The organism is Acinetobacter sp. MYb10, assembly GCF_002980175.2.
In the GTDB taxonomy this organism is placed as follows: Bacteria; Pseudomonadota; Gammaproteobacteria; order Pseudomonadales; family Moraxellaceae; genus Acinetobacter; species Acinetobacter guillouiae.
Window position 1 is genome coordinate 2,673,528 of the sequence record NZ_CP058272.1, and the last position, 20,930, is coordinate 2,694,457.

22 protein-coding genes and 1 tRNA gene are annotated in these 20,930 nt (G+C 37.9%); 7 read left to right on the forward strand and 16 right to left on the reverse strand.

Annotated elements, in window-relative coordinates:
* Positions 1-39 precede the first annotated feature (39 nt).
* The 10 genes from CQZ96_RS12475 to CQZ96_RS12520 form a co-directional block, all read right to left on the reverse strand.
* A complete protein-coding gene (locus tag CQZ96_RS12475) occupies positions 40-885 on the reverse strand; it encodes a type II secretion system protein N (RefSeq protein WP_105713863.1) in 846 nt (281 codons plus the stop codon).
* Positions 885-1,628, reverse strand: a complete 744-nt coding sequence (gspN, locus tag CQZ96_RS12480) for a type II secretion system protein N (protein ID WP_105713864.1) — start codon at positions 1,626-1,628, stop codon at positions 885-887. The genes CQZ96_RS12475 and gspN overlap by 1 nt, the downstream gene beginning before the upstream one ends.
* A gap of 163 nt (positions 1,629-1,791) precedes the next feature.
* The gene (locus tag CQZ96_RS12485) at positions 1,792-2,118 is read right to left on the reverse strand and encodes an H-NS family nucleoid-associated regulatory protein (RefSeq protein ID WP_004718506.1); all 327 of its coding nucleotides are present in this window, start codon (positions 2,116-2,118) and stop codon (positions 1,792-1,794) included.
* A gap of 225 nt (positions 2,119-2,343) precedes the next feature.
* Positions 2,344-2,781 carry an acyl-CoA thioesterase gene (locus tag CQZ96_RS12490; RefSeq protein WP_004718508.1) on the reverse strand — a complete coding sequence of 146 codons (438 nt, stop codon included), beginning with the start codon at positions 2,779-2,781 and terminating at the stop codon, positions 2,344-2,346.
* 9 nt (positions 2,782-2,790) lie between these two features.
* Positions 2,791-3,984 carry a hypothetical protein gene (locus CQZ96_RS12495; RefSeq protein ID WP_105713865.1) on the reverse strand — a complete coding sequence of 398 codons (1,194 nt, stop codon included), beginning with the start codon at positions 3,982-3,984 and terminating at the stop codon, positions 2,791-2,793.
* A 4-nt stretch (positions 3,985-3,988) separates the two neighbouring features.
* A complete protein-coding gene (locus CQZ96_RS12500) occupies positions 3,989-4,819 on the reverse strand; it encodes a hypothetical protein (RefSeq protein ID WP_105713866.1) in 831 nt (276 codons plus the stop codon).
* Positions 4,816-5,598, reverse strand: a complete 783-nt coding sequence (locus CQZ96_RS12505; RefSeq protein WP_105713867.1) for a uroporphyrinogen-III synthase — start codon at positions 5,596-5,598, stop codon at positions 4,816-4,818. Before CQZ96_RS12505 ends, CQZ96_RS12500 begins: the two co-directional genes overlap by 4 nt.
* Positions 5,599-5,611: 13 nt before the next feature.
* Positions 5,612-6,535: a hydroxymethylbilane synthase gene (gene hemC, locus CQZ96_RS12510; protein WP_218619758.1), complete on the reverse strand. Its 924-nt coding sequence runs from the start codon at positions 6,533-6,535 to the stop codon at positions 5,612-5,614.
* 96 nt (positions 6,536-6,631) lie between these two features.
* Complete coding sequence (locus CQZ96_RS12515) at positions 6,632-7,369, reverse strand: LytR/AlgR family response regulator transcription factor (protein ID WP_004818489.1); 738 nt, start codon at positions 7,367-7,369, stop codon at positions 6,632-6,634.
* 49 nt (positions 7,370-7,418) lie between these two features.
* Entirely contained in the window at positions 7,419-8,579 is a 1,161-nt protein-coding gene (locus CQZ96_RS12520; protein ID WP_228722720.1) for a sensor histidine kinase, read from the reverse strand.
* On the opposite strand from CQZ96_RS12520, the gene argH reads away from it, so the two are divergent.
* Both argH and CQZ96_RS12530 read left to right on the forward strand, forming a co-directional pair.
* Positions 8,570-10,000 carry an argininosuccinate lyase gene (gene argH, locus CQZ96_RS12525; protein ID WP_171287929.1) on the forward strand — a complete coding sequence of 477 codons (1,431 nt, stop codon included), beginning with the start codon at positions 8,570-8,572 and terminating at the stop codon, positions 9,998-10,000. The two genes, CQZ96_RS12520 and argH, sit on opposite strands and share 10 nt — an antisense overlap.
* Before the next feature lie 11 nt (positions 10,001-10,011).
* Positions 10,012-10,281 (forward strand): oxidative damage protection protein, encoded by a 270-nt coding sequence (locus tag CQZ96_RS12530; RefSeq protein WP_004818487.1) that lies wholly within the window; start codon positions 10,012-10,014, stop codon positions 10,279-10,281.
* A gap of 378 nt (positions 10,282-10,659) precedes the next feature.
* Here the strand turns inward: CQZ96_RS12530 and CQZ96_RS12535 are convergent, their stop codons facing one another.
* Positions 10,660-11,298: a sterol desaturase family protein gene (locus CQZ96_RS12535; protein ID WP_004718523.1), complete on the reverse strand. Its 639-nt coding sequence runs from the start codon at positions 11,296-11,298 to the stop codon at positions 10,660-10,662.
* A gap of 152 nt (positions 11,299-11,450) precedes the next feature.
* Between CQZ96_RS12535 and CQZ96_RS12540 the strand changes: the two genes are divergently transcribed.
* Both CQZ96_RS12540 and aqpZ read left to right on the forward strand, forming a co-directional pair.
* Positions 11,451-12,458, forward strand: coding sequence for an AraC family transcriptional regulator (locus tag CQZ96_RS12540; protein WP_105713869.1), 1,008 nt, complete (start codon positions 11,451-11,453; stop codon positions 12,456-12,458).
* Positions 12,459-12,733: 275 nt separating this feature from the next.
* A complete protein-coding gene (aqpZ, locus tag CQZ96_RS12545) occupies positions 12,734-13,426 on the forward strand; it encodes an aquaporin Z (protein WP_105713870.1) in 693 nt (230 codons plus the stop codon).
* Positions 13,427-13,533: 107 nt separating this feature from the next.
* Here the strand turns inward: aqpZ and CQZ96_RS12550 are convergent, their stop codons facing one another.
* From CQZ96_RS12550 to CQZ96_RS12560, 3 genes are all read right to left on the reverse strand, one after another.
* Positions 13,534-13,779, reverse strand: coding sequence for a hypothetical protein (locus tag CQZ96_RS12550; protein WP_004818484.1), 246 nt, complete (start codon positions 13,777-13,779; stop codon positions 13,534-13,536).
* Between the two features lie 79 nt (positions 13,780-13,858).
* On the reverse strand, positions 13,859-14,881 hold the full coding sequence (locus CQZ96_RS12555) for a DNA/RNA non-specific endonuclease (protein WP_228722810.1): 1,023 nt from the start codon (positions 14,879-14,881) through the stop codon (positions 13,859-13,861).
* 596 nt (positions 14,882-15,477) lie between these two features.
* On the reverse strand, positions 15,478-17,358 hold the full coding sequence (locus tag CQZ96_RS12560) for a potassium transporter Kup (RefSeq protein ID WP_004718533.1): 1,881 nt from the start codon (positions 17,356-17,358) through the stop codon (positions 15,478-15,480).
* 121 nt (positions 17,359-17,479) lie between these two features.
* On the opposite strand from CQZ96_RS12560, the gene CQZ96_RS12565 reads away from it, so the two are divergent.
* Both CQZ96_RS12565 and CQZ96_RS12570 read left to right on the forward strand, forming a co-directional pair.
* Positions 17,480-17,570 (forward strand) — tRNA-Ser (locus tag CQZ96_RS12565).
* 244 nt (positions 17,571-17,814) lie between these two features.
* The gene (locus tag CQZ96_RS12570) at positions 17,815-18,642 is read left to right on the forward strand and encodes a TIGR02391 family protein (protein WP_105713872.1); all 828 of its coding nucleotides are present in this window, start codon (positions 17,815-17,817) and stop codon (positions 18,640-18,642) included.
* A 43-nt stretch (positions 18,643-18,685) separates the two neighbouring features.
* Here CQZ96_RS12570 and CQZ96_RS12575 read toward each other — a convergent pair whose 3' ends face one another.
* Positions 18,686-18,901, reverse strand: coding sequence for a hypothetical protein (locus CQZ96_RS12575; RefSeq protein ID WP_004718536.1), 216 nt, complete (start codon positions 18,899-18,901; stop codon positions 18,686-18,688).
* A 98-nt stretch (positions 18,902-18,999) separates the two neighbouring features.
* Between CQZ96_RS12575 and CQZ96_RS12580 the strand changes: the two genes are divergently transcribed.
* Complete coding sequence (locus tag CQZ96_RS12580) at positions 19,000-19,746, forward strand: LEM-3-like GIY-YIG domain-containing protein (protein ID WP_228722811.1); 747 nt, start codon at positions 19,000-19,002, stop codon at positions 19,744-19,746.
* Positions 19,747-19,882: 136 nt separating this feature from the next.
* Here the strand turns inward: CQZ96_RS12580 and CQZ96_RS12585 are convergent, their stop codons facing one another.
* Positions 19,883-20,716: a hypothetical protein gene (locus CQZ96_RS12585; RefSeq protein ID WP_004718541.1), complete on the reverse strand. Its 834-nt coding sequence runs from the start codon at positions 20,714-20,716 to the stop codon at positions 19,883-19,885.
* Positions 20,717-20,930: the final 214 nt, after the last annotated feature.

Sequence of the window (20,930 nt, forward strand, 5' to 3'; positions counted from 1 at the left end):
CTTATTATCTATCCTAATTTTATTTGTAGTCCTAGCCACTTACAAACTTTGCTGAATGGTCATCACCTGATCACCACGCTTAATTTCAATTTTTACTTTGCCATCACGCTTTGCTTGTTCTAGCAGCTGAACATCACTCTGTCCTTGACCTACTGATTGTCCATTGAGTGAAAGAATACGATCTCCAGATCTTAGTCCCAGTTTATTTCGGAGCGCTGCGGGGGTCTGATCTGTCACTTCATAGCCTTGACCGCCACTTGCGTTAACCCCCATGTTCTTTAGGTATTCGTCCCGATTTTCATTCATCCTTTCAATCGCCTGCCCTAAAGCATTTTGGCTTGAATTTTGTTGTGGCGATGGCACAGGATTACTTGCTGGCGGGCTGGTATTTTGATCTGTAGATTGCCCTGGCATAGGCTGATACAAACTATCCAGCCCGGTAAAACGTAACTCTTTTCTGTTATTTCCATTTTGACTTAAAACAATATGATCCCAATATACTTCGGATAACTGATAACTGGTACCCTCAATTGGATCACCCACCGCATAACGATCCGCTGTTTCTTTGACTTTAATCACTGCTGAAGAAAAACGCGCAGGATAACTCACGACTACACCTTGCAAGACCATCGGAATACTGTCATCGGCAGTCGCACTAGAACCCACTTCCTCAAACAATGAAAAGCTTGAAATATTAGGAACTTGGATTTGTTGTGAGCCTAGACTCACTTGCTCTGGTTGCATGACTTGTGGTGGTGCAACCACCCACCAAAAAATCGAAGCCAGTTTCCAGCACAATGCTAAAATTAAAAGAAATAAAACAACAGGCGCAAGGTGCTCTGTTCTTTTCCAAGAAATATTTTCAAAGCGTTCTTTTATATTCATTAGAAACCACCTTGAATGAGTGGTTGTCTAGAACTAATCACAAAAGTATCTAAACCAGCCTTTCCATCATAGGAAGGCACATTGAGTAACATGCGTTGGGTTAATTGCACATCTAACATCATGCTTGGATCTAAGCTGATATTGGCCATCTTCTGGCTACGTTGATCTTGTATATCCAAAATCAGTTTACCCGCCTCATCTTTAAGTTGTGCATTTAAAGACGGGATATTCATTTGGTCTTGACGCTGACCAAAAGTATAACCAAGCTCGCCACCCCCCCAATGCAATTGACCATCTACATCACTAAATCCAGTGTCTTTTTTAAAACGTAGGGTCATATCTGAAATTTGAATTGCATTCGCTGGCCATTGCCAATTTGCAATATTCTTTAAAGTTTCTGGTGCAATCTGACCTTGCATCTGATTAATAATTATTTTTTTACCAATACCATAGCCGACAACCCCGTTTAGCTGAGTTTGCCCACTATGCACTTCAACATTTGCACCCACACGTAATAAAATCAGATCCCACGGGCGTGTTCTCCACGAAACGGACCCACGTAAATTACCCTTGCGCCAATCTGCTTGCCCTTGCCAAATATTTCCACTGACATTTTGTAAGGTTTGATTGTTCTTATAAAATTTAGAAATCAGCCATGTTGCAGGGACTTGCAAAAGTACAAAAATTAAAAAAGCGACAACTCCAGTAATCCACCACGTGATCTGTTTTGATTTTTTATTCATTCATCTTTACCATCATTCATTTATTCTTCCATGCAAGATGATGCCCTCTTGTTTATACATTATGCATAATTTTTGCATAACGCCAATTCACTCGTATAAAAAAACCAAGCAGATTTGCTTGGTTCTTTGATTTTAAGGTCTTTGAATGACACTTAGATGAAGATTAGATCAAGAAATCTTCTAATTTTGCACCTTTTTCGATTTCTGCAACCAACCAACGTGGTTGTTTACCGCGTCCAGTCCAAGTTTCAGAAGTATCTTTTTTATTGCGGTAACGCGGCTCAACAGCTTTACGCGTTGTCTTTTTACGCTTTTGCGCGCCGTATTCAATAAACTGTTCTAAAGTTAAACCAGCAGATTGCGCAATTTCAATAATTTTATTATAGGCATCTTCAACTGCTTGGTCTTTTTTACTTTCAATTAAAGCTTCTGCTTCAGCTGTTAACTTTCTTAACTCTTCAACCGATAAATTACTAATATCAGGCATCATTAACTCTCCACGTAAATTTCTTAATACTTATTTAAAATAACTTCATAGCAATAGTATTTTCATTTATTCCAATAAGCAATACATATATTCCCCAATAAACACATAAAACAACAAAAAGATTATTATAATTACCTCAAAGCGCTTATTTTTAACATCAAAATAAAGCGAATGCAAAAGAATATGCTGTCTTATGTTTTAAATATAATGATGATAACTGAGGCATTTTTATGTATTTGCCAAATCATTATGCACTGTAGCTTCTAAATCAATTATAACTTTTCGCAACTGTTGAGGAATTAATGCTTTTTTCATCGCTACTTTATCGACAAAAACAATAACTGCTTCTCCGTCCGCCACAATCTGCTGTTGTTGCTGACTGAATAATACATAATGCATGCGTATAGCACTATTTCTCATTTCTTCTACCCGCGCACCAATATGTAGCACATCTGGATAAAATACAGGTTTTAAATATTTGCATTGACTTGAAGCAACAACAGTTAAAACATCTTGGTCAAATACATTTAAACGATCAAAATATTCAATACGTGCACTTTCAATATAACGATAATACATCACATTATTTACATGACCAAAAGCGTCCATATCGCCCCATGCAACCTTTTGCTCATAAACGATCGGGAATTGTGTCAGTGGGTTCATGCTAGGTTCTCAAATTTTAAATTGAATATAATTGCTATCTTTTTCAAAAATTGAATTCAATTGTTGAATTAATTCATCATTTCCATTTAAAGTGGACTTGATTCTTAAATAATTCATTAGAATATCATTTGGATATAATGACAGAAGTTGATCTGCTTCATATTCCCGCTGTGTTGCAATATATATATGCCATTTAGCAAAGCAAAAAACAGGAATGTTCATATATTTAGATTCAAGATTTATAATCTGTTGCTCTAAATACTCATAATCTGGATTCTGTCTAAGCAACTGTTGCTGGAACCACAAATGGAATACATCTTGGTCAAATTTTTCATTAAGTATTTGAATCACCAGCTGCTGTTGTTGCTGAGCAAGTTCAGGTAAGCGGGTAATAATTTTTAGCCAAAGCACTTTTGTCTCATAAGGCATTTGATCCAGTTGCGATTCTATCTCTAAAAATTTTTGCTGTAATAGTTCAGTATCTTCAAAACTTGCTTGGTCATAACAACCTAAAAGCTGTATTAACCACTGCTGTTTAGTCGCCGTTTCTAATTGTCCAAATTGAGTTGAGTGTAAATATTGCCATGGATATTGCAGGGCAAATTGTCCCCATAATTTTTGCACGGACAATTTATAACTTTCTGAAAGCTGATTCAGCCACGGCGAAAGCTCATGTCCATTTAAAAACTCTAAATGGGTCAGCGCTTGTTGACTGTCCTGTTGGGCCAAATAAATTTCGATACGTAAAATTTCCGCCAATTCAAAAGCGGATGGAGAGCTAAGTTCTAAAGCGTTTAATGCTTCTGAATAATGCAGTTGTTTGAGTAATAAACGGGATTGCACAATCGGCTTTAATAAACCAGATTGATCAAAAATCGTTTGAATCACCTGCTCTTGTTCATCTTCACCATCTAATAACCACAACACACCAAACTGTTCAAATGGGTGCAACGTGTTAAAACTCAGTACTTGTTCTAATTTTCTTTTTTCTCGGCGAATATAACGATTGAGGAAATACCATGCCACATGCATCAAAAAACTGATGCCAACGCCAGCAAATGTTAACAACCATAAATTGGTTTGAACTTGAATATTGTGCCAGAGCACATAGACATAACCTGACCCTGCGGTATAACTCAATACACTCAGTACAGCCAGAATAATCAGGCTAATAAAGGCATAGATCAGAAAAATATGTTTCATCGATCTACCCCAAAACAGCCAAGCTATTCAGCTTAGGAATCGGCGGCTGCGATGTTTGCTTTATTTTTAATATTTTTTGCTTAATCTTCTGACTAGCAGCATCGGGTAATATATCCAATTGTTGAATCATTTGATTCAGCATCTCTTGGTATTCAGCAGTTTGCCCTTTAACTAATAATTGTTGTGCCAGTAATAATCTTAATTGGACTTCTTTTAAAATAAATTTACGGTTTGCCAATGCAGGAGTATTTGTTTCAACAATATCGACTTGAAACCATTTTTCCCAAAAGTATTGCGACTGATCTTGATCTGGTTTCAGTTGATTATTTTTCAATTCAGTGATGAGTGCTTGATCAACTTGTTTAAGTAAAGCCTCTAGTTGATCTCGCTGGGCATTTCGTTCAATCACAAAGTGTTGAATACTCTGAATATCTTGCGCAATGGTTTGATGTAGGCTTTGTTTTACTGCATCTGCCAACGCATACTGATCTAAAGATTGATTTAACTGAGTAAGATGCTCAAGTGCATACACAAACTGTTGTTGTTGCATAGCAAATTGCACCAACTCTAGTTGCTGTTTAACCACTACACTAGGATGAATACCAGCAATAGGCGTTTGAATCGAAGCGGTTTTCTTTGCCACCTCTTGAGTCGGTTCATCTGTTTGTCGTTTTACTGCCACCAATTGATCATTCAAACTGGCATTCTTTTGTTCACTTTTATGCAGCGTTTGTTGAATATCATTGAGTTGTTGTGAAACATGATAGAAGTTATAACTCAACTTAACGAGCCATCCTAAAGCGATCAACAATAAGACATAAATAAACTTCTTCATAACTTCCTTTGCAACTGCACTATGGTTTGTAGAATGGTTTCTGGCGCTAAATTTGAAATTTGAGTGCTATTCAAACAGGCCTGAGCTGCATTTTTACCATGTCTTAATAATTGATACAAACGCTCACCCAAAACTAAATAATGACAAGCACTCACTATCTCTTGATGATCTCGGGTCAAAGCCAGCCAATTGTGCCAACTGGCTTCACTGCTGATACAACTCCAATAGGGCTTTTCAAATTGCTCAATTTTGTTCACAAAATCTAAAAATTGTGCCTGAGTTTGTTGAGGAAATGCGCGGTCATATAAAACAAAGTTTAAAACATCAATATGACGCGCTTGGCATTGTTGCATCATAAATTGACGCCCACCTTCACCACGCCAAAACGCAATTCTCTTGAGCTCTTTTACCTGATTAAACAGCGGCAAGCTTAGCATGCCTTCGGATGTTTCCACCGCAGGAACATGGCTTTCCACCCCATAATCTAAGAGTCGTTGCGCAGTTTTTTTCCCTACAGCAATCCACTGAATATGCTGTATCTGCATAAGTGATAGACCCGATTGCTGAAGAAATTGCATACCAATCTGAACAGCTGTAGGACTGACCACAACAATAATTTGAGTCGATAACAGCTGTAAATAAAGTTGTTGTAATGTGTTGTTATATGGACGTGGTGTTAATGCCAATAATGGCAGATCAACCACGTCAAAACCTGACTGGCGCAGACATTCGGTTAACGGCTGAGCCCGATCGATGGGACGCGTATTAATAAATAGCATTGAAGCCTAAAAACTAAGCTTGATAAAGTGCTTTGAGTATTTCTCCAGCACCTTGTTGAAGTAGGTTTTGTGCAAGTTGCACACCTAACTGCTCTGCTTGATCTAGTGTGCCACTGACTTGGCTACATAATAGCGTTTGGCCGTCCGCACTCCCTACACGCCCTTCCAAAGACAATGTTTGATCCTTCAATGTGGCAAAACCTGCAATAGGCACTTGGCAGCCACCTTCTAGATAAGCATTAAAAGCACGTTCAGCACGGACACAGGCATTGGTTTCAACATGCATTAAAGGCATGATTAAATCCAAAATCTCTTGATCAGCTGAGCGGCACTCTAAACCCAGTGCGCCTTGACCTACTGCAGGTAAGCTAATTTCTGCTGGTAGCGTATGCCGAATACGATCGGAGAGTTCTAAGCGTTTTAAGCCTGCACTGGCAAGGATGATGGCATCATATTGACCTGCATCCAGCTTAGATAAGCGTGTTCCAACATTGCCACGTAAATCAATCACATTTAAATCAGGACGCTGTTTTAAAATCTGACATTTACGGCGTAAGCTCGATGTACCAAGTGTTGCGCCTTGTGGTAAATCTTCAAACTTTGCATAATGGTTAGAAACAAAAGCATCAAAAGGGTCTTCACGTTCACAAATGACCGCAAGCTCCAAACCTTCTGGTAATTGCATCGGCACATCTTTCATGGAATGAACGGCTAGATCTGCACGACCATCCATTAAAGCAGCTTCTAATTCTTTGACAAATAAGCCTTTACCACCAATTTTGGCCAAAGGTGTATCTAAAATTTTGTCACCTTGGGTTACAAAGGTAACCAATTCTACTTTTACATGCGTGTGTAATTGCTCTAAACGATCACGAATATGCTCAGCCTGCCACATTGCGAGCGGGCTCTGGCGAGTTGCTATTTTCAAGGTTTTCATCATTTCAGCTTTGCCAAACTTTTAAACACTCTAAACTTACCCTGCAATCGCAAAAATGCAAGTAAATTATCAAAATGATTTAAGCTTCCCATCAAACTATAAATTCTGCATCCGTTCGCGCAGTAACGGTAAGTGACGACGACTGACTGCCAAACGCTCGTCTAACTCACGGCATCGTACCTGATACTGCCCAGAGGATACCATTTCCAATCCATCTAAATAATCTAGAGAAATTAAAGCATTACGATGAATACGAATAAATCGATCTGCGAACTCTGTTTCTAAATCTTTGAGCGTTTCATCAATAAGCACACTGCCATTTTTATGACGCACGGTGACATATTTTTGATCTGCTAAAAAATAGTAAATATTTTCAACAGGAATTAGCTCCAAACCTCGATAGGTTTTTGCAGCAATTTGCTGTCTTTGCACTTTTTCTTCCATGAGTTCTTTTTTTTCTAAGTGAGTTAATTGAGCTTGAGTCAGTTTAGTGACACTCTCCAAAACCGTTTCCAAATCATCCTTGGCAATTGGTTTTAATAAATATCCTTTTGCTTGAGATTGAATGGCTTGCAAAGCATGTTCATCAAATGCCGTACAAAATACGATTGCTGGCGTCGGATTAAAATGTGCTAAATGCTGCGCACAGCTTAAACCATCCATTTCTGGCATTTGAATATCAAGCAACACTACATCTGGCTCGAACTGCTGAACCATTTCCAATGCCTGTTGACCATGTTGCGCTGTTGCAATAACCTGATGCCCAAGTTGCGACACCAATCGTGATAAGCGTTCCACTGCAAGCGGTTCATCATCACAAATCAGGATGTCCATTGCTCCTCCTTACCCAAATATATCGTCTTTATTTTAATGAATTTCCCAATCATCTATTTTTATACTGATATTGGATTACCATTGTAAATAATCCATTCCCTGCATAATTCCGAAAATAAACAGAATCGCCAAAATGTGCTTTTAGACGCTGTTTTACATTTTCTAAAGCAATTCCATGCCCTTCTCGTACTTTTATTCTATCTTGTAAAAATGGGTTGGTAATGACTATGTTGACTTGATTTTGCAATATTTCAACCAGTATGCCGATCTTGGCATCGATAATCTTTTGCTCAACCCCATGAAAAATACTGTTTTCAATTAAAGGTTGTAAGGTTAATAAGGGAATTTTGACCTGATCTAATAACAGCGGTTGTTGAATATTCCATTCCACATTTAAACGATCTCCCAAACGAATTTGCTCTATTGCAATATATTGTTGAGATAACTGTATTTCTTCTTTTAAGGTCACGAGCTTTAATTCTTGAAAACTGGCTCTAAACAATTTGGATAAATCTATCAGCATTTGTTCAGCTTTATCAGGATCAATCGCAATTAAACTCACCACGCTATTTAAACTATTAAATAAAAAATGTGGATGAATACGTGCTTGCATGGCCTGAATACGCGCATTTAATTCACTGTTTTGCTGCAATACTGCTTGTTCACGGATATACAAGTAGCGTAAACAAAATGCGCCCAGTAATACCCCATAGCTGACATGCAAAATAAGATTATGCGAAATGTCTTGGATGGAAATATTTTGTAAAGAAAAATGCGTTCCCCAATAATGAATAATATTTAAAACCAGTGTTGTACACAGCACAATCGCCTGTAAAAGGATAAAACTGAATATTGAAATAGATAAATAGGTATATTGCGATAGCCTCTTTTCAAATACATCCTGAAAAGCGGCAAAGGCCAATAATATCCAATTAATATATAAAATATATTCTAAAACATGCCAAAGATTTAAATTGCCCCATGATTGTGCTTCGGCCAATGCCAATAAAAAAGCCAATACATTACTAGAGATAAATAATTCGAATAAATACTTGCGATGCCCCATTTTGCTAAGAAAATAAGACTGATAAAAACCGCGCCCAGATTTTATTGATGAATGATTGCGCTTTACTTCGGCAAGTGAGGCTGAATTTGTTATACTGCGTTTAGTTCTACTGCTTTTTTTCCTACTGAGCCGATATGACCACATCTTCTAATTCCTCTAATCCGTCACAAGCCCAAACTTCAGGCATGTGGGGCGGTCGTTTCTCTGAAGCTACTGATGCCTTTGTTGCTGAATTTACTGCATCAGTTCAATTTGACCAACGCTTTTATAAACAAGATATTGCTGGCTCGATCGCACATGCGACTATGTTAGCAAAAGTTGGTGTCCTTACAGAACAAGAACGTGATGACATTATCAATGGTTTAAACACAATTAAAGCTGAAATTGAAGCAGGTCAATTTGAATGGCGCATTGATTTAGAAGATGTGCACATGAATATCGAATCTCGTTTAACTCAGCGTATCGGGATTGCAGGTAAAAAATTGCATACCGGTCGTAGCCGTAATGACCAAGTTGCCACAGACATCCGTTTATATGTACGTGACGAAATTGATGCGATTTTGACTTTACTGGAAAAATTACAAAAAGGCATCTTGGGCTTAGCAGCGAAGAATACTGACACCATCATGCCAGGCTTTACCCATTTACAGACTGCGCAACCTGTGACTTTTGGTCATCATTTGATGGCTTGGTTTGAAATGTTGGTGCGTGACTCTGAGCGTTTAATCGACTGCCGTAAACGTGTCAACCGTATGCCTTTAGGTTCTGCTGCGCTTGCTGGAACAACCTATCCTATTGATCGTGCTTATACTGCAGAATTGTTAAACTTTGAAGCCGTTGCTGAAAATTCTTTAGATGCAGTATCTGACCGTGACTTTGCAATTGAGTTCAATGCTGCTGCATCTTTAATCATGATGCATTTATCACGTATGTCAGAAGAAATGATTCTTTGGACTTCTGCACAATTTAAGTTTGTGAATATTCCTGACCGTTTCTGTACTGGCTCATCGATCATGCCTCAAAAGAAAAACCCAGATGTTCCTGAACTAATTCGTGGTAAAACTGGCCGTGTCTATGGCGACTTAATGAGTCTGCTCACCCTCATGAAGGGTCAACCTTTGGCCTATAACAAAGACAACCAAGAAGACAAAGAACCTTTGTTTGATGCGATTGATACAGTGCGTGGTTCATTGATGGCTTTTGCAGATATGATTCCTGCACTTGTACCAAATATTGAAATCATGCGTGAAGCGGCGCTACGTGGTTTCTCTACCGCAACAGACTTGGCTGATTACCTTGTAAAAAATGGCGTTGCTTTCCGTGATGCACATGAAATCGTAGGTAAAGCCGTGGCTTTAGGTGTGCAAGAATCGAAAGATCTTTCTGAGTTAAGCCTTGAGCAATTACAACAATTCTCAGATTTAATTCAAGCAGATGTGTTTGAAAAAGCTTTAACCCTTGAAGCATCTGTCAATGCACGTAATCATATTGGTGGTACTGCGCCTGCACAGGTTGCTGCTGCCATTGAACGCGCTTATATCCGTTTAGAAAAACTTTATGCATAAGGAGTTTTGATATGACTCGACAAGTATTTTGCCGTAAATATCAAAAAGAGTTAGAAGGTTTAGACTTTGCACCCTTTCCAGGTCCAAAGGGTCAAGTGTTATTTGACACAGTGTCTAAACAAGCTTGGCAAGAATGGTTAAAACACCAAACCACGTTAATCAATGAAAAACGTTTAAACGTGTTTGAACCAGATGCAAAAAAGTTTTTAGAAGAACAGCGTGAAAAATTTTTGGATAATGATCAATCATTGGAAATGGCGGAAGGCTTAAAGCCTGAGTAATGTCCACAGCCTCGCAAAGCAAAAATCCAAAAGTGATGTGCATCTTATGCACATCTAAAAAATCCCCGTCAGGGGATTTTTTTATTGCTCCATCGTACAAGATGACGCGATCACATGAGCTTATAAATTTAATCTTATATATATTTACTTTTCCCACGTATAAAAAAAGGAGTCTTGGAGACTCCTATAAAACTTAAAACACGGCAGTGGGTACATGCTGTGCAATCAATATACATCGATGGCATGACTTAATATTGACCAAAGATACCGAAAACGCTGACCAATCACGATAAATTCAAGCTTTCACACTACGCATCCAGTTCATTTCACTAAAGTTTTAAACAGTTCAGTAGATGTAATAAAATTCACGAAACCCAATTAGGCCACAGAATCGTTGAGCTTTTGCGTATTTTCCTCAACCAATAGCGGTTTTTTCTCTACCCATTTGGCTGGAAAATATTTTTCTATGCTGGATGATAACCAGTTTGCGATTGGCTGAGGCAATTTCACACCTAAAGGATTCTGCTCTTGCAGATCCGCAGAAGAAATCACCCGTGTTCCCATCAGATAATCAAACCAAGGCTTAGTGACACACCAATTGGCATCTTGGTTTGAGTTCATGTGGTGATCATAATGCCAAGGAATTTTCTTCATCGCCCAATCTGGCTCTAAATGTGCACGGCGATGGATATAATAATAATTACACGCACTATAAAGCGATGCAGCAACCATTCCTTTCGAAATCGGGTAGAAAATCAGACTTGCCGCACCAGCAACCACCGCCAAAGAAACGATTTCATTTTTGGTCCGCCAATTTGAAATCCCTTCTACATAGCCATCATCATGAAAATCTTGTTTACGCACTTCACGATGGTGTTCCCAATGCGATTTCATACTGCGCGGCACTGGACTGAAACGTGGTTTCCCTGGGCGATGTTGACCATGTAAAATATAGTTATGCGCAACCCATTCAAAACCATTTGCGACGACCAATCCGACTAAAAAACCTTTTAACATAATCAATCCCTCTTGCTTATTGTGAATATAAAACATGCTGGGAAATAGGTATTGACATCAAAAAGTATTTTCATTGACAAATTACGACAAACTAAAATAGTATAATGTTTAAACTACAGCTGACGTAGATCACACAATAACAAGATGTGTAAATGATGCAATTAAAGGACTATGCGGGCTCGATATATGGCGGGCTTGGACAATTACTCTATACTTTTAGTGAAGCTAAAAGTCTAAAGATCTCATCCAAACTACAACAGATTCAAAATGTTGAACGCTTTGACTATACCGTTTGGCGTGAAATCTTGGATGACATTCAATCACAAGTACAAAGCCCAGCTTTGGGTCTAGACATCTCTAAATATGTACAACCCAAACATATTGGTATCATTGCCTATATTGCACAATCTTGTGACACGCTTGGAGAGGCACTCACCCGCTACCATGATTTTCATCGATTGATTTATGATGGAAGCCCGCTGAAAGTTGAATATTATGATGAACAGCACATCTCGGTACGTTGGGAAAATCTACCCACCCATTTAACCACTCAAATTACTGATGAAATTGCGATGGCCGTGGTGATTCAGTTTTTAAGACAATTTATATCCGATGATATAACGCTGTATCAGGTTAATTTTATTCATCCTCAACCTAAAAACAGCATGCTGTATCACGCATTCTTTAAGTGTCCTGTGCTCTTTCAGCAAGAAAAAGTCGAACTGATCTTTCCCATCAGCGCACTTGCGATTTCCTTTAAACGCAGTGATCAAACCCTGCAAAAACTACTGATGCAACAAGCACAGGCCTTGCTTGAAAGCTTACCCAATGCCACCCAGTTAGATGAGCGCTTACAACAAAGTATTTTATTGGGATTACAAAAAAACAATTATCAAATCGAAGCGATTGCCAAACAACTGAATATGTCGATACGCCAGTTACAACGTCATCTACAAAGTCAGAACACCACTTATCAACAACGTGTTCAAGATGTCCGCCAATTATTGGCCTTTCAATATCTGCAAGATCCTCATCTAGGTCTGCATGAAATTGCCCTGCTTCTCAGTTACTCAGAACAAAGTGCTTTCCAACGTGCTTTTAAACAATGGACAGGCTTAACACCGCAACAATGGCGTCTTCAGCATCGAGAGTTTAAGTAATTGTGTATTAAATTTATAGATAAAAACAGCATGTTTCACCATTATCACCAGTCATTTGTTTAGCATTAAATAGCTGTAAAATATAATTTTTTAAAATAAAATCAGAACATTAGCCGATATTGATATGAATATTTTTTATTTGTGATTTTATTTTCATATTTTTAGACTATTATCTTTATACAGAAAATAAAAGTTGTATCCACCCCACGGTTATCAACTATCTAAAAATAGTCATATAACCCCATTCCGTTCAAAAAAATAATTTAGGAATCAATATGAATAAATATCTCGCAGAATTTATCGGAACCTTTTGGCTGGTGTTTGGAGGATGTGGTAGCGCAATATTTGCCGCTGCTTTTCCAGAACTGGGCATCGGTTTTGCTGGTGTTGCACTGGCATTCGGTTTAACCGTACTCACAGGCGCTTTTGCTTTAGGGCATATCTCAGGCGGGCATTTTAACCCTGCGGTCAGTGTGGGTTTATGGGTAGGTGGTCGTTTTAATGCCAAAGACTTAGCCCCTTATATTATTGCTCAAGTCATCGGTGGTATTTTGGCCGCATTTGTTTTGTATTTAATCGTACAAGGTCAGGCGGGATTCACAGGAACTGGTGGATTCGCCAGCAATGGCTTTGGTGATTTATCCCCTGGCAAATATTCTTTAGTCTCTGCATTGTTAATTGAAATCGTATTAACCGCCTTTTTCTTAATTATTATTCTCGGTTCAACAGATAAACGTGCACCTGCTGGCTTTGCCCCGATTGCCATCGGTTTAGCACTTACTTTGATTCACTTAATTAGTATCCCCGTTACCAATACTTCAGTTAATCCAGCACGAAGTACTGCTGTGGCTTTATTTGCTGAAACAGCAGCATTGAGTCAATTATGGTTATTCTGGGTGGCGCCAATTGTCGGTGCAATCATTGGAGCATTGATTTATAAGGTTGTGGGTAATGAGCCTCAATCCTAAATAGATTTTCAATGTAAAAAACCTGCTTCGGTAGGTTTTTTTACACATATAAACCAATGAATTAGAACATAACTAATTCAAAAATGGCTTAAAAATAAATATGGCCTTTAAAGAAATGGATTCTCTATTTCACCTTCGCTTTGACGCGCAAGCTGTTCTGGTAGATCACTTTGCTTCTCTAAACTTGCCACAACTTCATTGAGATAGCTCTGTAAAAGCTTAGCCGCTTTTAAGCCAGCTTGATCTTTGGTGATCTGTAAATTGCCATAAATACTGACACAATCAGTTTGATTTTCTAAGGTTAAATCATGAATTGAATGTGATTCGGTGCCATTCTCAAACGGTTTAAACATTTTTAATTTTCTCAATTTTTTTCGATCTTATTTACAGTATAAATAGATTCTCAAAAGATACTGCACCATCAGTGCTGAATTATTTCAAAATTTGTAAAATATATTGCAACAACGCTTCGACCAATTGTTTCACCAAAGCATCTTTGGTTTCAGGATCGACTTTCGGCAATTGCATATCCGATGTAGCGGTTGAACTACTTTTGGGTTGGAACTGCTTTTGCAGTGCGCTGATTTTATCCTGACTGACCTCTTCTGCACATTGACTTTCCGCATCCCAATGTGAGTATTCAATTTCTTTATTGACCTTGACCTGCTTTGCGTTCAAAGGCAATTTATACGTATTGCGCTTTTGTTCTTCGGTCAGTTGCGGAAATAAATTCATTCCCAACTGTTCTTCTAGATAGCATACGCTGACCACTTTAACCTGAAGTGAATCATTATTTGGCGCATAGTACGCACCAATGATCCCGTGTTTAGGCAAGTAAATCGCTTTATAGATTGCGGTTGGAACAATCACACCCTTTCCAATGGTTTTTAGTTTTTTGCCAGAAAAGACTGGGCCAGTGACCACATAGACATCTTTCTTTTGCTTGGTCACAATCGCGCGGGTTGCTTCTTCTAACTCACGCCAAACTTGTTGGTTATTTTTAGCAGCTTGCGGCACCATATTGGCCAAAGAAAAGCTGTCGAACTGTGATTCTTTGTTGGGCATATCGGCATTGGGTGACATATGACCACGGTCATAGCCTGAACCACGATAATCCGATAATAATGCACGATGTGTAGCGTTTACACGTGGCTCTTCATGAAAATTATCTTCACGCTTAATCTTTTGACTTAAGCGCTGTGGAGATAAATATTCTGCTGTCCATAACGGTGTTTTTGAAACACCCGAATACATTACATTAAACCCGTTAAAACATAAGGGATAACTGTTTTTCTTTAAACTTTCTTTGATTAAAACAGGTGGTTGCTCTCGATAGAACTGATTTAAACACGCCGCATTGTTTGCACCACTTTGGGTAAACGGCAGTAACTGAAAAATTTTCTCTTGGCCAAACGCAATCGCAAAACTTCCAGTAGCAACAACACCTAACACCATTTTAACTACTGAATTTTTCAACAAAGGCTTCCTAAACAAGGTTAAATAAACAATCCACTCAAAACCGATACAAATTAAGTTTTTGAATTTAAATAGCTTAACAAGTCAATAAACTGAAAGATATTGTGTCGATCTTCAACCGAGTAAAGCTTCTACGATTTGTGCTTAACTAAACAACATTCCATGTAACAATTTATTGTTTATTTCACAAAAAATGCTAGAAAATCAAATATCTTACAGATGCTTTATTGCACTTGCGGAGATGATTATGTCATGTTGCGCAGTGTTGTTCGACAGCCTTGCGACACAGTTTGTCGTATGAAATCGTTTTATACTGATGTATCACGATTAGCTAGGGAGAATTGAATAATAAAACGATTCAAACTCAGCATTCTAAAGGGTTTGATACTGTCTCAGTGCAGTATCAGCCTATCTACTTTTACGGGATCAAGAATACCGAATATAAGAATTCGTATTTTCAGGATTTAGAGAAAAAATCTTTACTAAAGATGAAGTGAATCAATGTAATACACCAACCCATAAAACCCATGGGAAAAAAAAGCCAGAAGGACTTCTGGCTTTTGATTGATATGAATTTAGATTTCGATCTGGCTACCCATTTCCACCACACGGTTTGGCGGGATTTGATAGAAATCACTCACCGGACTGGTATTGCGTTGCATCGAAATAAACAGTTTTTCACGCCATGGTGCCATTCCATCACCCACAGTATGAATCAAACGATCACGTGAGATGAAGAAACTGATATGCATCATGTCAAATTCAACTTCGAGTTGCTTATAAGCCAATTCTAGTGCATTTGGAATATCAGGTTGATCCTTAAAGCCATAGTAAACAAAAACACGTTGGAAGCGCTTATCTAACACTTCAACACGAATTCTTTCTTGGTCTGGCACATAAGGAACATCACGGGTAATCACCGTCACCATAATATTGCGTTCATGCAGGACTTTATTGTGCTTAATATTGTGCAACATCGCATGTGGAACAATATTTGGATTACCGGTTAAGAATACCGCTTGACCGGGTACAAACTGTGTTTCATCACTCAAACTGACACTTTTAATAAACAGATCCAACGGCAAGGCATCTTTTTCCAAACGGTTAAAGACAATTTCTCGCCCGGTTTTCCACGTCATCAGAATAGTAAATACGATTGCACCGATCAGGATCGGAACCCATCCGCCTGAAATAATTTTTAATGAAGTTGACCCAATAAAAATACTATCAATCACTAAAAATGGGATGGCGAACAATGCCACTTTCCACTTTGGCCAACGCCAAAAACCATATGCCAAGATTGAAATCAAAATCGTATCGCATAGCATGGTCATGGTGACTGCTACACCATAAGCATTGGCAAGATTGGCACTGTTTTGGAAAATCACAATCAATAAAAGAATCGAAACGTAGAGTATCCAGTTGATAAAGGGCAAATAAATCTGACCTTGTTCTACATCAGAAGTGTGGTGCACGGTTAATCTTGGCAAATAGCGTAGCTGAATGGCTTGGTTTGCCATTGAAAATACACCTGTAATGACCGCTTGTGAGGCAATCACCGCTGCCGCTGTGGCTAGGGCAATCATGGGGTATAAGCCCCATTCAGGTACAAGCAAATAGAATGGGTTTTCAATCGCACTTGGATTACGCAGCAATAACGCACCTTGCCCTGCATAATTTAATAACAGACAAGGCAGCACAATGATAAACCAGCCTAAACGAATCGGCAGCCGTCCAAAATGCCCCATATCTGCATAGAGTGCTTCACCACCCGTCACCGTCAAAATCACCGCACCCATGGTTAAAAACGCCACAAAGGGTTGATGAAAAATAAAGTTCAGCGCCCAATGTGGACTGAGCATGCTTAATACATAGGGGGTTTGGCTAATACTATGAATACCGATTAAACCGATAGAGGCAAACCAGGTTAAAGTGATTGGGCCAAAAAACTTACCCATGGTTCCCGTACCATGTCTTTGTACCAGAAACAGTGCGGTAAGAATCCCGATTGCCAAAGGCATCAGCCATTTGTTAAACATGGGTGTGGCAATACTCAGCCCTTCAATCGCTGAAAGTACTGAAATTGCTGGGGTAATAATGCCATCACCAAAAAACAGTGATGCACCAATAAATCCCAAAGCAATTAAATAGATTTTGCGATTATCTGCGATACGATTAGAGCGTAAGTTCAGCGCCAGCAAGGACATGATACCACCCTCACCATTGTTATCTGCTCGCATGATAATGGTGACGTATTTAAAGCTGATGGTGAGCATCATGCACCAGAAAATCAGTGACAAGATCCCAAGCACGGTCGCTTCGGTGATGGCAATGTGTGCAGTCAGAAAACATTGGCGTAGGGCGTACAAGGGACTGGTTCCGATGTCTCCAAATACCACCCCTAATGCTGCGAGTGTGATCGCAGGTAACGCGGCTTTTTTTGCAGTACTTTGCATAGATTCGTCTTCAAAAATTTAGACACTATTTTTGCGCAATCATATCACTGTGAAATTTTTTTTGCTCTAAATCAATTGTTGCTTGGCAGAAATCTTTTTTTTGGTTATTATCCCACGCCTTGGTGAAGTGTCCGAGTGGCTTAAGGAGCACGCCTGGAAAGTGTGTATACGTTTATAGCGTATCGAGGGTTCGAATCCCTCTTTCACCGCCAGAATTGAAAAAACTGCATGCCGATGCAGTGGGGAAAGGCTTAGATCTTAAGGGTTTAGGCCTTTTTTGTGTCTGAAAAATTGTATTTTAATATATGCAGTTTTTGTAGAAGTACTACATTGCTTATATATTCACGTTTTATAAATAAAAATCTAATAAAATCTATATCATAGCTGTTTAAAATTCTAGATTTTTATTTATACTCCATTATTCACTCTACCCCTGATAAAAAGAAATGATAAATGATGTTTCAAACTAAAAATTATTATCATGTTGAGTATTTAGGTGAGGCCGGCATTACACACACCTGCTTGCTGGCCCTTTGTAATCTCATACAAACTCATTCTGATCTCTCTTATGCATTACTTCTTACCAATGATCAATCGCATGCCTTGATCCTTAAAGATCAATCTGAAAGTTATTACATTATCCGTTCAGGCTTTACATCTGGTTATCCTGGCGAAGGTCCAAAAGGATTAGCGACAGCTCTAACCATATTAAATAAACATGAAATTGAAACCGAAGAAACTCTAATTACATCAAAAATGATGAAGAAGCTGAATAACTCATTACTAAGTGATGAGGATATTGATTTAATTTTTAAGCAGAAAATTATTCGTCCTATACAATTGCACGACTATATCTATCCTTTTAGAAATAAAGTTTCATCAACTTCTAGCCTAAAACGTTATTATCCTCTCGAGCTTCCCTATTCAATCATTGATGACAGAATTTTTGATTTAGCTTTGCTCTTTAAAAACGATCCAGATTCAGCGCTGTTAAAAGCATATAAACGCTTAGAAGATATTGTAAGAACAAGAACAGGACTAAGTGAACACAGCAGTAAATTGTTCTCTCAAACTTTTGCATCACCTAATGCCCCTCTTACTTGGGACTTACCAGATAAATCTGAAATTATCGGTCGTGCAAACTTATTTATTGGTGCATATCAGGCCTTTAGGAATGCACGGACACATAGAGAGAAGCCTGAAGAAAATTTAGTTCACCAATATCGTGAATTTTTATTGATCAATGAACTATATCTACTAGAAACAGAATCAAAAAATTTATAACTCAAATAAAGAAAAGGTCTTTAAGACCTTTTCTTTATTCTTATCAAGATAGTTCTTTACCATTACTTAAAATAAATGTTCGTAAAAGCTTCTCAACTTTCACATTGACTTTTAAAGTTGGGATTTTTACTCCTTCTTCTTGTTCAAAATACTGTTTAGCTTTTTCTTTATTAACATAATTCAACAGCTGCCCAAAGCGCCCAAATTCATCAATATTATTTTCATTCACATAGGCATTCATCAATTGTTTCAGTTTCACGTCACAATACCTAAAAGAATGAATAAAACATAAATGCCAATCGAGTACTGACTTATTTTTACTTATTATTATAAAGACTTAATGACTTATAAGTGAATATGATGAGTAGAGAGTGCTTTCGAGTAGGTGTAGTGGAACACTTGCAATATTATGTTTATCGCCTAATTGATCCTAGAGATGGGCAAACATTTTATGTTGGAAAAGGTAAAGGAAACCGTATCTTTAGTCATATTTATGACGAACAAATATCTAAAGAAGGTGATAGTTTATCAGATAAAATTCAACGTATCAGAGATATCAAGGCATCGGGGCTAGCAGTTCTTCATGTCATTCATCGCCATGCTTTGGATGAGAAAACTACTTTTGAAGTTGAAGGGGCATTAATTGATGCCTATTTAGGATTGTCTAATATTCAAAATGGTTCAGGGAACAGTGAAAATGGAGTCATGCATGTTCATGAAATCAACCAGAAATATGCAGCTATTGAAGCTGTCTTTGAGCATAAAGTTTTATTAATCTCAATCAATAAAGGAATTAAGAATAGCTCAATCTATGATGCTGTTAGATTTGCATGGAGAGTGAATAAAGATAGAGCTGGAAAAGCAGACGTTATCCTTGCTGTTGCTCATGGAATTATTCGTGGTGCTTATATTAATGCTACTTGGTTGGAAGCTACTACTGATAATTTTCCAATGCATTTCGTTCAAGAAACTGATTTGAACAGATTTGGTTTTATAGCTGATGAAGCTTCTGACAATATTAAATCTCTATACATAGGCAAAAAAATTCCTAAAGAATTTGAAAGAAAAAAAGGAGATATCTCCCCTATTAAATATACTTACTAGTGTACATTTAACAAACACAGTCGTTATACGAGCCAACATGTAACTCGAAAGTAAAAATGTCCGCTTTTAGAATATGCACTTTTGTGATTTTCTTAGCGGACGATTTGGACTAATACCTTCTTTCAAAAGATATGAATTACTGTTCTATCACCAGCACAAAATTTGGTAACACTACCCCTTTGTTGGTCTTTAACACACCTACACATAAATTTTCAGGCGCTGAAATAAAAGTGATACCTGAGAAATCGCCCGTTGATTTACATTTTTTCTGATCTACTTCACTGGCCGCCTCAAGATTTAATTGATGCTGTATATCTAATACAAGAACCTGTGCTAATGCGTCAAAAGCTTTATTTGCTTGTGTAAAAAAGACCGTATTATTATTTGCATCCCATTCAGTTAATGGTGCTTTTTTCTGGCTGATATAATTGTATAAACGCTTTGCAGACTTATTATTGTCAGCAGCATTTTTAAATTCAGCTTTCAATCCAAATACTGCCTTGACATCAGGTTTTTCTTTAAAAGAAAGCCGTGCAAATGGGACAATTTTAACGTCAGAAGCCTGATTTGAAGTCATTAGTTTAAGAGAAGTATCTGCTTGATTCTCCTGTAAAGCCGAGCTAATTTTTTTATTCACGATCTCATCAAATTTAATGGCTTGCTTTAAATTACTGTTAGAGATAGCTGCGCCATTATTTCGTTTATCAATCGCTGTAGCAACACCAACACCAATCAGTCCAAATGCATTTGATGCAGGGTTGGAAAGCGCATTGCTTGCATCCCCGACAGTAATTTGGCTTCCCTCAATAAAATGATCACCACCACCAGATTCCGTCATCGCTGAAATTTGTTCAGATGATACTGAAATTGTCGTGTTGCTGCCTTTTGCAGGGTATTGAATGGATTTGGTTGTTGTACACCCAGTTGCAATCATCGCAATGACGATTAAGCTTAAGAAAGACTTATTCATATGAAAACAGGCCTGAAGAATGGTTGATATATTAAAAACATGTGAATTTTTCGATATTGTTAAGGAATAATAAATAATTATTGTGACAAATGATACTGAGAATTATTCACTTTGCTCAGATAAAAATTGGTCTTATATTTGAGTACACTAATTTTTATTTTTTACTGATTAACCTTTCATTTTTTTAAATAAAATCTTTTAAATTCCCCCGTCC

What these genes read in the sequence shown, in the direction of transcription:
- CQZ96_RS12475 (WP_105713863.1), bottom strand. Translation starts at nt 885, where the DNA reads ATGAATATAAAAGAACGCTTTGAAAATATTTCTTGGAAAAGAACAGAG.
- gspN (WP_105713864.1), bottom strand. Translation starts at nt 1,628, where the DNA reads ATGAATAAAAAATCAAAACAGATCACGTGGTGGATTACTGGAGTTGTC.
- CQZ96_RS12485 (WP_004718506.1), bottom strand. Translation starts at nt 2,118, where the DNA reads ATGATGCCTGATATTAGTAATTTATCGGTTGAAGAGTTAAGAAAGTTA.
- CQZ96_RS12490 (WP_004718508.1), bottom strand. Translation starts at nt 2,781, where the DNA reads ATGAACCCACTGACACAATTCCCGATCGTTTATGAGCAAAAGGTTGCA.
- CQZ96_RS12495 (WP_105713865.1), bottom strand. Translation starts at nt 3,984, where the DNA reads ATGAAACATATTTTTCTGATCTATGCCTTTATTAGCCTGATTATTCTG.
- CQZ96_RS12500 (WP_105713866.1), bottom strand. Translation starts at nt 4,819, where the DNA reads ATGAAGAAGTTTATTTATGTCTTATTGTTGATCGCTTTAGGATGGCTC.
- CQZ96_RS12505 (WP_105713867.1), bottom strand. Translation starts at nt 5,598, where the DNA reads ATGCTATTTATTAATACGCGTCCCATCGATCGGGCTCAGCCGTTAACC.
- hemC (WP_218619758.1), bottom strand. Translation starts at nt 6,535, where the DNA reads ATGAAAACCTTGAAAATAGCAACTCGCCAGAGCCCGCTCGCAATGTGG.
- CQZ96_RS12515 (WP_004818489.1), bottom strand. Translation starts at nt 7,369, where the DNA reads ATGGACATCCTGATTTGTGATGATGAACCGCTTGCAGTGGAACGCTTA.
- argH (WP_171287929.1), top strand. Translation starts at nt 8,570, where the DNA reads ATGACCACATCTTCTAATTCCTCTAATCCGTCACAAGCCCAAACTTCA.
- CQZ96_RS12520 (WP_228722720.1), bottom strand. Translation starts at nt 8,579, where the DNA reads ATGTGGTCATATCGGCTCAGTAGGAAAAAAAGCAGTAGAACTAAACGC.
- CQZ96_RS12530 (WP_004818487.1), top strand. Translation starts at nt 10,012, where the DNA reads ATGACTCGACAAGTATTTTGCCGTAAATATCAAAAAGAGTTAGAAGGT.
- CQZ96_RS12535 (WP_004718523.1), bottom strand. Translation starts at nt 11,298, where the DNA reads ATGTTAAAAGGTTTTTTAGTCGGATTGGTCGTCGCAAATGGTTTTGAA.
- CQZ96_RS12540 (WP_105713869.1), top strand. Translation starts at nt 11,451, where the DNA reads ATGATGCAATTAAAGGACTATGCGGGCTCGATATATGGCGGGCTTGGA.
- aqpZ (WP_105713870.1), top strand. Translation starts at nt 12,734, where the DNA reads ATGAATAAATATCTCGCAGAATTTATCGGAACCTTTTGGCTGGTGTTT.
- CQZ96_RS12550 (WP_004818484.1), bottom strand. Translation starts at nt 13,779, where the DNA reads ATGTTTAAACCGTTTGAGAATGGCACCGAATCACATTCAATTCATGAT.
- CQZ96_RS12555 (WP_228722810.1), bottom strand. Translation starts at nt 14,881, where the DNA reads ATGGTGTTAGGTGTTGTTGCTACTGGAAGTTTTGCGATTGCGTTTGGC.
- CQZ96_RS12560 (WP_004718533.1), bottom strand. Translation starts at nt 17,358, where the DNA reads ATGCAAAGTACTGCAAAAAAAGCCGCGTTACCTGCGATCACACTCGCA.
- CQZ96_RS12570 (WP_105713872.1), top strand. Translation starts at nt 17,815, where the DNA reads ATGTTTCAAACTAAAAATTATTATCATGTTGAGTATTTAGGTGAGGCC.
- CQZ96_RS12580 (WP_228722811.1), top strand. Translation starts at nt 19,000, where the DNA reads ATGATGAGTAGAGAGTGCTTTCGAGTAGGTGTAGTGGAACACTTGCAA.
- CQZ96_RS12585 (WP_004718541.1), bottom strand. Translation starts at nt 20,716, where the DNA reads ATGAATAAGTCTTTCTTAAGCTTAATCGTCATTGCGATGATTGCAACT.